This window comes from Francisella sp. XLW-1 (genome assembly GCF_008711455.1).
Classification (GTDB): domain Bacteria; phylum Pseudomonadota; class Gammaproteobacteria; order Francisellales; family Francisellaceae; genus Francisella; species Francisella salimarina.
Genome location: NZ_VXKP01000008.1, coordinates 1 through 13,493 on the forward strand (window position 1 = coordinate 1; position 13,493 = coordinate 13,493).

The following is a 13,493-nucleotide window of genomic DNA, read 5'->3' on the forward strand; positions in this document are numbered from 1 at the left end:
AAATGTAAACATCTGGAAATCTGTAGCAAGTGAAATACCAGATAATAAGCTTTATTCGCGTATCTTTATTCCAAGTGGATCCTTTGGGTTGATAACTGATTCTAATGAAATATCGAAAACTTTAAAATCATTTTATAATCATTTAGATGATAACGGTATTCTTGTTTTTGAAGTAGAAACAAAAAATGCAGTGCCAGAACTTGGTGTATGGCGTGGCTCTAAGTGGCTGCGTCCAGATGGCAAAATGATCCTGCTATCTTCTTGTGCTTCGATTGATGGTGATATCTGCTCTTCTGTAGCCAAGTATGAGCTGATTGATAAAAATAAAGTGATTCAGACTGAAATTGAAGAATATAAAATTAAAATATATGAGACGGGAAAATTACTAGAATTGCTAAAGAGCATAGGGTTTCGTGATGTTAAAACACTAAAGGCTTTTGATCGTTCAAATAGCCCTACTGATAGCGACGAGAGTGTTGTCTATGAATGCAAAAAATAAAAATCATTACCAAAAACTTTTGAAAGACGAGCAAATTTATATCTCTGAATTTGCTGATATATGGTGTGTAATAAGCTTAGTAAAAGCGTAAAGCGATTAATCTCTCTGTACACAATAAAAAATATTGACAAAAATTGCTATAATCCTTTTTTATCAGGATTCAAGCCGAAGGTCTACCTTTCTATGCCATAATTTCTAACACGATTTTTAGATTTAAGTATTGAAAACTCTTTTTGATGGTTAATAGCTAGATTTTTAATATCTTTATAAGCATCCAATCTTCTGATTTCATTAGGAAACTGTTTTTCTTTTTCTAAAAATCTAAGTAATTGTTTATTAAATCGCTTCTGAGCATCAGGTAAAGCTTTTTTAGCAAAAGTTATTTGCTGCTGTTTATCTTCAGAGAGTCTATTAAAAATAATATTTCCTGTCTTAGCACGCTTGCTAAGAAGTATAACTCTTTTATTCATCTGATCTAATCGCTCTAAATATGATTTAGCCTTGTCATATGTACCATATTCTAAATTAGATTTTATTTGATATTTGTCACTAATACCTAAATTCTGCTTAACCCTTTCAAAGAAGTTGGCCTTCACCTCCGGAACTTGCTCCCTGACGCCAAATTGAAATATTAGTACCTAGTTTTGGTCTGTGGTTGTTATTTCATTCAGTTTTTTAACTTATTTTCATAATTTTGAGTCAAAATTTACTTTCTCAGTACCTACTCAGGTGGTTATAGGAACTCAAATTTTTCAAATCTAAATATCTATCAATCCCTTTACTGTCAATACTTTTGATAATTCAAAGATCCAGTTTGGCGTCAGGGAGCAAGTTCCGGAGGTGAAGGCCAAATAGTATAGATTTATCATACCTTCATTTGGTTGGAGTAGGATAGGTGTATCTATTGAAAATAAACTATAAATTCGATTACAAAAACTGATATCTATTAATTAAAATATCTCTATTATCGTGAATTAATTGTTACATTTATCTCTAAAATTAACCTGATTGCATGATAATATAAAAAAGTCGGTTAAATAGCAGACTTACTGAGAATAGCTAAATTACTAATTGTAGATTTAAATCCATCTATAAGTGATTGCAAACTTAGATGTTTCTTGGCTTTGAACATTAAATACAAAATATTTTAATATTTGTATGTAATTATCTAATAATGTGGAATGATTTAGTAGATATTAATGAAAATTAGTGCGAAAGAGTTAAAAACTAGACATTGATTTTAATGGCTTTGAAGGCTCACTGAGAATAGCTGTAAACATGTAATTTATTTAGCATTTATAATCATTTCACCAGGCATTGTAATACTAATCTGCCCACCGAAAACACACATAGCACATGCGTTTTTTAATAGTGCTGGTTGACTATTTACTTTTGTTTTTATCGCAGGAGGAGTCCAAGGAGCCGGAGTAATTGGAGTGCAAGGACAAGGAGTTGGAACAAACGGCTTACCCATCCCCACGGGGTTTGATGGACTATTACATACTCCAAATGGTTTAATATTTGCCATTGGTATATGATCATTTATAGTAGCAGCAAGCTGTCCTTGACCTTTAACAAATGTAGGACCTTTAGGTAATGCAGTTAATGGAGTTGGTGCAGCTCCAAATGAACATTTAAGAAAGGCATTACTTACAACAAAATTACTCATAGTGATCTCCTCCTAGCAAGCATTTTTTATTTAATAACTCAGGCATTAGCGAATAGCTATTATCTAAATCACCCATCAGGCATTCATAATAGGCAATACTTTTTAGCTTATCTTTTAAACTAGATATTTGCTCTACTTTAATATTATCAAAACTAAAATCTGAAACTTTGTTAGCAGCTTGTTCTGCGTTTTCAACAAGTTCAGCATATACAAGATATTTTTTTTCTTTTTCAGATAAAAGCTTACTGATTTTTTTCTTAGTTAAGAAGTTGATTTTTGCATTATTAAGCTGCTCTTTAAGCTTATCAATTTTTGCTAATAACTTCTTAGGAGCATCCTGTTGCTTGACATCTTTAATCTTTTTTATCTGCTCTGCTTGGCTCTGAGCAGAGTTATAAACTTGCTGTTGAACTCCCTGAACAGCTTCTTTTAACGTAGTACCTTGTGTACTATTTTGATTAGATAAAACGCTATCTAACTGTGTTAAAAAATTAAACTGGCGCATATTTTTCATTGGAATTATTGCTTCTAAACCAGGGTAAGCAGCCATAATCATACGATCTTGATCAATTTTTCTTATTAAGCTTGTAATATCATTCATCTTAATATCCCCTTATAAACTGGCTAAAACTTTACTTAGTTCTGTTAAGCAAGCTTTTTTATCTCCTCCAAGATTAAGCTTATTTAATTGCTGACTTAATTCATCTAGCTTTTGTCCAGAACCAAATAAAGGATTCTGCTTTTTACAGTTCTCTTCTAACTCGCTAATATACTTAAAATCTATTTTATCTTTCCTAGCGGCACTACTCTTAAGCGTATCTTCAATATTTTTGATAAATTTAATATCATCTGCCGAGGGATTCTTTTTTTGTAAAATATTATTTAAATTTTCAAGTTTAAACATATCCTGCTCAGTTTTATCCTTAATATTACCGCATAAATCCTTTTCACAGCATTTGATATATAAATTAGAAATTTCAATCACTAATTTATCACAGCTTTCATGCATATCTTCTGTTAAAAACTTCTCTCTAATTTTAATAAGCAAGTTCTCAATAGTTGTAACATTCTCCTCTAGACCACAAGTGCTAAAACCATCACCGTACAATACATTTAGCTCAATCCATTGCGAATATATTTTTTCGTAACTTTTATTATGATCGGCCATAAAATAGCGCTGGTATAAAGTTTTATATGCAAGCTTTTTATTTAAAAAATCACAGCTATTTTTTGCTTCAAAATCTAATAAATAATTATCAATATTAAATGTTTTAAAATCTTTGAACTCAACCTGCTTAAATTTAGTTATCGCAATTATAATCTGATTAAATTTTTCATAGAGATCTTTGTTTTGATCATCTTTATCTTTAATATTATTAGGTGAGCTTAGTTTATAAAAAGCTTGCTCTTCTTGTTTTGCTTTCTTAATATCCTTTAACTTTGTATTTGATAACCAAGCATTTTTTTGTAAAGTAAACTTATTAATATTAGTTACTCCTCCTAAAAGCCTCTCAAAACTCAAATCATAATAAGTAGACAACATTAATATATTCAGCTTTAATTTAAAAAGAGCAGCAAAATTAGAATTATTCTTAAATTTGATAACTAAAGCATCATCAACATAGTTATTTATCTTTTTATCAACTGCTAATTTTGACTCTAAAGTTTCAATAATTGGATTCCATATATAGTTATTATTAGAGGTTAGCGCTTTAAGTTTTAACTCTGCTAATGTAAATAGAACTGCTCTAAAGCTCGTTACACCTTGAGGATCTAAGATATTTGTACTTAATTCTTGATATTTAATATATCCAAACGCATTATCTAAAGCCTTAAGAATTGAACTATATGAATCATTACCTAACTCATCAATATAATCTTTAAGAATAACTAATTCATCTTGTGGAATTATTGATAAATCAGGTGGTTGAATAGCCAAGGTATGCAATGTCCCAAAACTATAATTAAAAACAGCATCATTAGCCTGTTCTAGCAATAAAGAAATTTGACCAGAATTAGCTGTATTTTCAATCTCATTAGCTAATTTAGCCAAAATAGGGTTTAGTGTATCACCCAACATTTCTGAAGCTTGGGTAAAGAAACTTTCTAACTCTGAAATTATATCTTGCTGTAACTTAGAATTTATTTCATCTTCATCAATTTTCTGACTATAGTCTTTAATTAAGTCCAAAAGTGATACATTAGTATTGTAATACTCTAGAAGTCTATTTTTCTCGGCACATATATTCTCAATATTACCAAACTCTATATCTAATTGACTATGACTAATTAAACTAGATAGTTTATCCAAACAGCTAAAGAGACGATAATCCTTAATTTCTTGTTTTAGCAAATAAATAGCCTGCTTAGCTAGATCTTGTACTTTGACATTTTGATTCGATACTATTTTAGACTTATCATTTAATTTTTTAACATTTTCCTTTAAACCATAGTAATCATAATCTTTTAAGCCTGAATATAATTGTGATAATGTAGTTATACTTTCATAAGTAGCCGCTTGTTCAACTAAACTATATTCAGCTTTAAGGATATCAAAAGCAATCTGCGCATGTTCATTTATAATAAGATAATCTAACACGCACTCTTTTAGTGCTAATGATAGAACTTTATCTTGACTACTCACAGCAGCAATATTCTTCTTTAGAGCCTTATCAAACTCTTCAAAGAAAGTTATATTTTCAGATATCTGAGAGAATAGTTTATTTTTCATATAAATTAACTAACAAACCATATCCCAAAATAAGCGACCAGTGGAAAACATACACTCGCAATAAATAAACTCTTAAGAATCCTAGATTTATACTTCTTTTTGAATTTATTATTAACTCCTTCAAAAGTTTCAAAACTAAGACCATGTATGTCTTGATCTGGTAAAACCACACTGAGCTTATTTTTATATTTATCAATTTCAGCCTGCACACCAAGATAGCAGCCTTTAAATCCTAACGCTAAGATCAAATATAAAACTTGGGCAACCTCTTTTGGAAATACAGGATTATCTAGAATACTATCTGCAATTTCAAAGAAATAATCTCCCCCATCATTTCTTTGATAAACCTCTTCTTGGAGCAAATGCCAGTTTGGATTACTCTTTGTCATATTTAGATTTACCTGATTCATCATTTCATCACAGTAAGTATAAATAGCAAAAGCTATATAGAAGCTCGCTCTTTCACCATGCTCTTGATAAACCGTATCACGAATATTACTAGTTTTGATAATAACTTCATCACGAAATGCTACAACATCCTGCATTTCAACATTTGCATCATAGTTATCTATAAAAGAATTTATAGTAACAAAAACATCTATAATATCTTGGTACATAAACATTCCCTATTTAACTTTTACTTTTAAATTTATCTGAATACCTATCCTTCTAGAAAGATGATTGGTAAGGAACTTTTGTACTAAGTCAGCATAAAAAATAAACTCTGACTTTGACAAATCTGTTCTAATATAAACTGCATAACTAAATTGTCCATCTGATTCAATACTGATCAAATTTTTATCAATAAAATCAACAGCATAAATATCATGATTAGTTATGAGCGACACTAAGGTATTAAATAAATCCACATCTAAACCTGTAGTGTTTATAACATTTAAAACTTTTAAGATATTTTCTGCTCTTTCTAAGAGCTGGTTCCTTTTAAAGCCATAACTATAAATAATATTAAATTTTAAACTTCCAATACTGCGACTAAGAGGTAAAAAAGTATAGTTTTTTTTCTCAATATCAGCAGAAGCTATTTGTGTCCATTGCGCATTAATAACAATCTCATTAGCTTCCTCTGAAAGGTCTTCTAAAGATGGTTTAAGAAAAGCTACTCGCATATGCCCTGAAGGTTCAAACATCAGATTATAACTCTTAGCAGAGCTTAAATTTAAATAGCTATGATACGCCTTATCATCATTGTACTGTACTTCATATAGCTTTGTTGGAACATATTCATTCGGGCCATCTAGGTGTTTTATTGCATAGCTTTCTTGAGAATAATCACAGCTAATTTTCATAGCATAATCTTCAAATAAGTTAAAAACTGGCAAAAGATTAGTCTTAATACTTTTACCTGATAATGGCTTCACTATATTATTAGACTTTGGAACCTCTATTTCTAATAGAATCTTAGAAAAAAGATAATCTTCAGGTAAACTTTCAAACTCAACATAAAAATTACTAAATACTGCTTGAGTTAAAGATCTCAATATAGCTTCTTGAGTCACCTCTAAATTTAACTTAATATCAAAATTTAAAGCTACATTTATAGATAATGGCTTCTCTAATTGACTAGAGTATAGTGTCATCTTCGCCGTTTCATATTGGCGTAAGGTATTTACTAGATGATAAATTTGATAATTTTTTAACGCTAAAGGGTTACAGCTTAATAAAAAGCGATTCCTATCCAACCTAAAAGGCCTAATTGCGTCTAACTCTATACTTAATAAACTTTTATCCAAATAACAATTTATTACTTCAAATGGAGATAATGAAAAAGGAATAGCTGCTTGAAACCTAAAACGATTATCATCAAAATTTAATGCAAATTCCTCTCCTAATTCTAAATCTATAAACTTATCGTTTTGATTAGCTGATATTTCTACAATAGCATGATTTGGAATATGCTGAAAGAAATGTGGATAATAACTATAGAAAAGGTTAAATCTTCTTTGTAACAAGAAATTCTGTGTACTTGAGGTAGAGCGTTGCACTGTATAATCTACGGCATCAATAATCGCCTTTAGATCCCTAGACTTTAAGATATCATTTTTATTGTATTTACTTGATTCTAGATACTGGTAAAGCTGCTCTTTTGACTGAATCTCTTTTAAATTAGTATCCATATTCATACCTCTCATAGATTTTTATCTTATGACTCATCAACTCAGTGCTATCTGATAAATTAAATGGCATAAAAACAATTTTTATAGGATGCACAATAAGCCAAACACTCACCGCTATGTATTTTCTATTTGACTCAAAATGTTCACTTAAAACTAAACTATCAATACACTGAGATATTTCTTTACAAGTTTTTTCACTAAATAAAGTTTCAGACTGAATTGTTATATCAAAATGCAATTTCGGAGATAATAACTTATTCCCAAGATGCATATTTGAAAATGAACTATTGCTATCCAGATAACTAGATTTATCAATAAGATCTAGCTTCCATAATGATCTAACATTTAAATTAAATTGCGTCAGTGCCCTTTCAAACAAACTATTAAAAGATGATAACGAATAAAAAAAATTATCATTGCGTGTAAAAAGAATATCTCCGTTTAAATATAAGTTTTTCAGGTCGTTAGACTGTTCAGTCAAAAGCATATTTATTTGACTTTTTAAAAGTTTACTTGCTAAAGAGTTTAGAACATTAAATGATGTGGATTCATTATAAGAAGAAAAGAAATCTAGCACATGGTCTGGCAATGCTGAGTTAGCCGATAAAATACCCATATTTACTATAAGTTTAACACCAGAATTCTCAAAGATTACATCTTCTATTAATCTACCAGCCTGGCTTAAACTAAGGCGGCTCACAAAAGTAATATCATTAGCCTCAAAACCATTACGATACAACAATTCTAGTAGAACCATTAGGTCTAATTGTCTTAGTCGAGTTGTAGGTATTTTGCTTAATTCATTTATACTCATTTATACCCATTTCTAAATACTTACACATAATAGTAAACAAATTTTAAATCACTTACATCTTTATTATTTAATAAGCAAATAACTTGCTCACTTAAAATATAATCCCATTCTCTTGATGGTAAAATTTCATATATATCACAATATTTATCAACACTTGATACAGGTAAAGGATTAAAATCTAGCTTTGAGAGTTTTAATCCAACCATTGCATATTTGTTGACATGCTCTACTCTACTTGGAGATGTAAGCTTAATCATTGATAGTGAATAGCTATAATCTTCTACAGGCTTGCGTACTACTAAGTAATGTTTCTTACGATTTAATGCTTCAAACTCTATAACGCCTGTGGATAGTAGGTTTTCTATTGGCTTAAATGTCTTGTACTCTATAGCTTTTGTATGTAAAACCTTCTCAAATATAGCACTAATTAATCGCTGAAAACTATCTAATGATCTATCATGCCTATAAACTAATGCTGGATCTAGCTCAGTTATATCCTGATACTGTAACAAATCCAAATATATTTTTTGTGCAGCATGAAATATAAACATTGGCGAATATTTAGTATAAGATAACTGCCATAGATAATAACGAAGTTGATTACAACTATTTGAAATGTTATTTAACAATGTTACTTTAACTGCCGAAATAGCAGAGTTCGTTGAGCGCTCATTTAATATATATGAATATATAGTTTGTAATAGATTATTAATCTTATTGACTACTAAATTAAAACCATGATTTTTAGTAGTTAAAATAGGCGGCAAGAACTCTCCTAATGTCCATTTACCATCTTCTAACTTATTTAATACTAAAATCTTAAAGCTATTTAGCTCATCAACCTCTTCTGGATTAATTACCAAGGAAATGTTTGGCAACTTGGTTTGAACCTTGGTAGTACCATCATTGATATTCTCAATCAAAGGTTTCTCATCAATACTAATAACAATCTCTGCTGTATCTGAGTCAACTGTATTTAAATTTAGCTCCAAAGATTTTGGATAGGTCGAGCGCTGATAATGAATACATTCCGATCTAAGGGTTATATACATAAACGACTCTATTCTAAAAATATTTTTCTCTAATAAATATTCATCTATCTTAAGCTCTGCTAAACCATAAAAGTCAGTTGCCGAATTAATTTGACAGAGGTTTATATTACGCTGAGCTGAAAAACGCTGTGATAATGTAAAATGTTCAGGTAATACCGCCTGTCCTAAATGCCAATTTATTTGCTGCATGGTTTATCCCATATTTAAATATAATTAGTTAAATTTTTATTCTCTTTATAAATCTAAATCAAATGCTGAATCAAAGTCATCATCTTGATGGTTATGACTATGACCATGATCCAGCTCATAATTATTATGACCTTCCTTATCATAGTTATTTTCAGCCATAGGTTTTTGGTTAGAAAGCTCTAAAATATTATCAACATTAAAATCACCAACTCCTACCCGCTTATTATCAGGATCAACCTCTATATTAGCTTCTACTTTTTTAAGCATAAAATCCCATAAAGGTGAACCTTTACTTCCCTCGATAACTTGTTGAATACTAGTATACGTCTCCGGAGTAACTGCATTTAGAAAAACTTGAAACTCCCTTGGAAAGTACTTAATAGGATTAAAATTTTGAATTTCAGTTTGAATAGAATCAAATAATAATGATTGTTCAAACTTATCTGGTGTCCCATTTGGTGAACTAGCTAGTTTGCTAAATCTTGATATTTTTAATAACAGATTTGCCCAATGGAAACTATATCTATCATCTTTATTTTCATTACTTGAAGTAGGCGGCTTTTCTTCAACTTCCGGGGTTTCTTCTTGAGCACTGCCTTCTTCTTTTATAAGATACTTAGATGCTGTAATTAAAAATTGATTCTTTGACTTATTAAATTCGGCTAAGTCAGCCTCTTCAATACTAGAATTTAATAACTCATAAATTTCACTTATATGAGTCTTAATTAGATCTAACTGAGTATTTGAAATATCAGTCTTGTAATAGTTCAAAGCATCATTAGCTTCATTAGTTAAAGCTATGATGCTACGTATAACTATCATATCTTTTTTATTAATAGGAGAAATCAACTCATACCTACCTAATATCTCGGCTAAGGCTTCTAGAGTTGTAACAAAATCATCCGCACTATGATTTAGATTTAAATAAGCCTGCAAGTAAAGGCAAAAAAACTGTATATCAAGAACTTTATCTTCTTGAATATATTCAGAAATAGTCTTTATAACTTCATGAAACTTCCTTTCTTCTATAAATTCCGTACACTCAGTTAAAACCTCAAAGTTAGAACGTTTAATAACTTCCCAACCTTGATCACCTCTAAATAAATCGTTTAATTCTTCACTTGCTTTGCTCATTTAATATCCTATTTAATTATTATTTAAGCAGCTGTTGCAACAACACCAACAACAACTTTCTGAGTACTATCGCCAGACCATGTTGAAATTGGAGTACCTTTACCCCATTTACCAGAAAGAGATATAGTACCTGTTAATTCAGTCTCATTTTGCGATGTAGTACGAAGATAAGCATCACCACACTCAGCAGCAATCACAGCTTGAAACTGACGAGTCTGCTCTTCATTCATTGTGAATTTTGCACCTTGAGGATCAAAGTATTTCACTATCGTACCTTTATTTACTTGATCTACAGTTTGCTTTTCATTAGCTGCTGCTATTTCTACAGTAAGCTGAGCTTTTGCACCACCTGTTAATACTTTAGTAAGACCTGCGTTCAACTCTTTTGCAATTGCCTTATTTGTTATAACATCCAAGGTAATTGTTTGAGCAATCGCATCAAAATCTGCATACTCTACCTTAAAGTTTACAGAAGCTGAACCTGGAGCTTTGCTTCCGATATCGTAATAAGATAGTTTAGAGTTTGAATCAACAGGACCTGCTTCTGCTGCAAACTTTAATTGAACGAATACAGCATCATGTGTAGGTGATGGCGCTGTAAGATTAGCAGCGCTGTGCGAATGAGGTGTTAATGTCATTCTCTGACCATCTATTGCTATAAAATCTGACATTTGAGTCTCCTTATATTTTTTGTTGGTTAATTATTAGTTTTTATGAGTTAAGTCTTGCTTCAACACTTAACTCAACATCCATACCTTCAAATTGAACGTGTGGAAGGATTGCAATACTAGACTTATACCAGCCTATCTTACCTTCTATAGGTTCAACAGAAATTTCTGCTGCTTTAAAAGGAAAATAGCTTTTAGTTAGATCTGTTGGGCTTGGTACAGTCGTAACATATTGGTTTATCCAACTAGAAAGAGTATCAGTAATAGACTCTTTAGTAGCTGAAGAACCAATACGATCACGCATTATCATTTTTATATAATGAGCTAGCCTAGTTATCGAATAGGTATATGATATATTTGCTATAAGCTGTGAATTCTCTGAATCTTTAGGATCCTTATACTCTTCTGTCATTTTTAATGAGTTAACACTAAAGAAACAACCTTCTGAAGTACCTTTCTTATAGACAAATGGCATAAATCCGGCATTAGCAAATTCTAATTCACGATAATCAGGTATTACAAACTCTGTAGGAACCTTTAACTCTTCATACCCTCTGATATTAAATGTGTGTGCTGGAAGACCTTCTACAGTACCCCCTGAGCGCGGTCCTCTGATACTCTGACACCAACCAGTTATTCTAAATGCTCTCATTAAGTTCTTAGCAAATAAAACAGATGAGTTACCCCAAGTATACTCTTCGTTTGAAAGAGGGTTTATTATTTTCTCTTTAAAGTTTTTAATATACTTACCTGTTGTTGGATTATTATCAGGATCATATGGAGCTCTTAACAAGAACTGCGGTACTGTTAAACCAACATAGGCAGCTTGTTCTGTCTTACGGAACTTGTTCCATTTACCATATTTTGGATGCTCCATTAAAGCTCCTAGATTTTTGATATCTGCTAGATCTTCAGCAGTATCACAACCAAAAAACTTAGGACTAACTGCTGCTATGAAAGGCGCATGAGAAGCTGTAGCAATTTTCCCCATTATTGAAAGCCAGTTTATATCATCTTGAGTGTTCTTGAAATCATATAAGCCAATCATTGTACCATATGGTTCTCCACCATACTGATCATACTCACTGACATATAATTTCTTAAACATATCACTAGATGAGATATCAACAGCATTAGTCTCAAAATCATCTAACAACTCTTCTTTAGAAACATCTAAAACAGAAAGCTTAATTGGTGCATCATTTGGCTTATCTAAATAGATTTCATTAACTGATAGCCATTGTTTTTCTAATGCTTTAAATTTCTCATTATGAATAATATCATTAACCTGCTCTTCTATTATCGTGTCAATACGATTAATTACATTGCGAGTTAAATGTTTATTATAAAGATGCATATCTTCACTTTTTGCATTTGCAAAAATAGCTGATAAGCCAGCAGCTAACCTTAATACATCATCAGAAGTTATATCTGTTTGATTATTAGCATCAGTAACATACTCATAATCTACTTTCTGTAAAGCATTATCAGTAGTTTTAAGGTTTAAGCTAGAAAATAACTTTGATAAATTAATTTCTTCTTTTGTTTGTGTTTCTGTAGTAACTTCAGACATTATTCGTCTCCTTCTTCAGCCGAGATAACTTCACCTTCAATAGCTTTTTCACTAACCATCTTGAAAGATTCTAAAGCAGGTAATTCTTGCTTTATCTTCTCTAAAGTTGCCTCATTTCTAAGGATTTCTTTTACTAAATTGCGAAAACCTTTATTATTGTCAACAGTAGATTCAAACTCTTGTACCATTTCTCTTAGTTTTATTAGAGATTTAAGTTGAGGCACTGTTTCCGCGATTACGCCAGGTTGAAATGATTTCATTGAATCAATTTTTAATTTAACATCTAGATTTGGAGATTTTGATGGAGATATACGATTTGGTACTGATATATTAAGCTCCATATCCATATCTTTCATCATAGAGTCAATAGTACCATCCATATGACGAATCTTTCTTTCTTCAAAGTCTTCTTTTCTATCCTTTGATAAACCCTGTGATAAATCTCCCATCACTAGTAATCTAAAAGGCAATTCTTTATCTTTTAACTCGCCATCAACCTCAGTTTTATAGCGAAGCATCAACCGTGACTTTGGTATTTCATCATTTACTGCCATTTCGACTCTCTCCTATTTATTTTATGAACTTTTTTCAATTACTCCCACTTAAAGAAAGTTTTTTTATAATTAACATTTATATTGTAGCAAGTAAAATAAATTTTTGTAAGCCCAATACTATAATGCTCCCGTAAATTGCTCCATAATGCAAAATTGAATTCTACTCTAAAATCCTCTGACTTTTTTTGCTAATTTCCTCATACATTATATCTGGAGCTAGATCTAAGCCATTTCCCCATGTTACAGTACCAATCTCTCTATCAAGCTAGATTGTATTCTGAAAGTTATAAAAAGTTGAAAGATAGTTCCAAATGTAGCTTATTAGGTTTTGACGAAACTAAAAGAAACACAGCTATTCTCAGTAAGTCTGCTATTTAACCGACTTTTTTATATTATCATGCAATCAGGTTAATTTTAGAGATAAATGTAACAATTAATTCACGATAATAGAGATATTTTAATTAATAGATATCAG

At 30.8% G+C, this 13,493-nt stretch carries 13 protein-coding genes; 1 reads left to right on the forward strand and 12 read right to left on the reverse strand.

What is annotated here, in order from left to right; translation table 11 throughout:
- Nucleotides 1–499, forward strand: a 499-nt coding sequence (locus F3D59_RS09985) for a hypothetical protein (protein WP_224721188.1), incomplete at its 5' end; no start/stop codon positions are given.
- 173 nt (nucleotides 500–672) lie between these two features.
- Here the strand turns inward: F3D59_RS09985 and F3D59_RS09390 are convergent.
- The 12 genes from F3D59_RS09390 to tssB form a co-directional block, all read right to left on the reverse strand.
- Nucleotides 673–1,095, reverse strand: coding sequence for a hypothetical protein (locus F3D59_RS09390; protein WP_150464685.1), 423 nt, complete (start codon nucleotides 1,093–1,095; stop codon nucleotides 673–675).
- Nucleotides 1,096–1,784: 689 nt separating this feature from the next.
- Complete coding sequence (locus F3D59_RS09395) at nucleotides 1,785–2,168, reverse strand: DUF4280 domain-containing protein (RefSeq protein WP_150464686.1); 384 nt, start codon at nucleotides 2,166–2,168, stop codon at nucleotides 1,785–1,787.
- On the reverse strand, nucleotides 2,161–2,769 hold the full coding sequence (locus F3D59_RS09400) for a hypothetical protein (RefSeq protein WP_150464687.1): 609 nt from the start codon (nucleotides 2,767–2,769) through the stop codon (nucleotides 2,161–2,163). The genes F3D59_RS09395 and F3D59_RS09400 overlap by 8 nt, the downstream gene beginning before the upstream one ends.
- Nucleotides 2,770–2,781: 12 nt before the next feature.
- Nucleotides 2,782–4,899 carry a hypothetical protein gene (locus tag F3D59_RS09405; protein WP_150464688.1) on the reverse strand — a complete coding sequence of 706 codons (2,118 nt, stop codon included), beginning with the start codon at nucleotides 4,897–4,899 and terminating at the stop codon, nucleotides 2,782–2,784.
- A gap of 5 nt (nucleotides 4,900–4,904) precedes the next feature.
- The gene (locus tag F3D59_RS09410) at nucleotides 4,905–5,516 is read right to left on the reverse strand and encodes a DotU family type IV/VI secretion system protein (protein ID WP_150464689.1); all 612 of its coding nucleotides are present in this window, start codon (nucleotides 5,514–5,516) and stop codon (nucleotides 4,905–4,907) included.
- A gap of 9 nt (nucleotides 5,517–5,525) precedes the next feature.
- Entirely contained in the window at nucleotides 5,526–7,034 is a 1,509-nt protein-coding gene (gene iglH, locus F3D59_RS09415; protein WP_150464690.1) for a type VI secretion system baseplate subunit TssF/IglH, read from the reverse strand.
- Nucleotides 7,024–7,848 (reverse strand): hypothetical protein, encoded by an 825-nt coding sequence (locus F3D59_RS09420; RefSeq protein ID WP_150464691.1) that lies wholly within the window; start codon nucleotides 7,846–7,848, stop codon nucleotides 7,024–7,026. Before F3D59_RS09420 ends, iglH begins: the two co-directional genes overlap by 11 nt.
- Nucleotides 7,849–7,868: 20 nt before the next feature.
- A complete protein-coding gene (tssK, locus tag F3D59_RS09425; RefSeq protein ID WP_150464692.1) occupies nucleotides 7,869–9,089 on the reverse strand; it encodes a type VI secretion system baseplate subunit TssK in 1,221 nt (406 codons plus the stop codon).
- A 45-nt stretch (nucleotides 9,090–9,134) separates the two neighbouring features.
- Nucleotides 9,135–10,223: a type VI secretion system protein IglI family protein gene (locus F3D59_RS09430; RefSeq protein WP_150464693.1), complete on the reverse strand. Its 1,089-nt coding sequence runs from the start codon at nucleotides 10,221–10,223 to the stop codon at nucleotides 9,135–9,137.
- Between the two features lie 23 nt (nucleotides 10,224–10,246).
- The gene (locus F3D59_RS09435; RefSeq protein WP_150464694.1) at nucleotides 10,247–10,894 is read right to left on the reverse strand and encodes a hypothetical protein; all 648 of its coding nucleotides are present in this window, start codon (nucleotides 10,892–10,894) and stop codon (nucleotides 10,247–10,249) included.
- A 40-nt stretch (nucleotides 10,895–10,934) separates the two neighbouring features.
- A complete protein-coding gene (gene tssC, locus F3D59_RS09440) occupies nucleotides 10,935–12,464 on the reverse strand; it encodes a type VI secretion system contractile sheath large subunit (protein ID WP_150464695.1) in 1,530 nt (509 codons plus the stop codon).
- The gene (gene tssB, locus F3D59_RS09445) at nucleotides 12,464–13,018 is read right to left on the reverse strand and encodes a type VI secretion system contractile sheath small subunit (protein ID WP_150464696.1); all 555 of its coding nucleotides are present in this window, start codon (nucleotides 13,016–13,018) and stop codon (nucleotides 12,464–12,466) included. The genes tssC and tssB overlap by 1 nt, the downstream gene beginning before the upstream one ends.
- Nucleotides 13,019–13,493 lie beyond the last annotated feature (475 nt).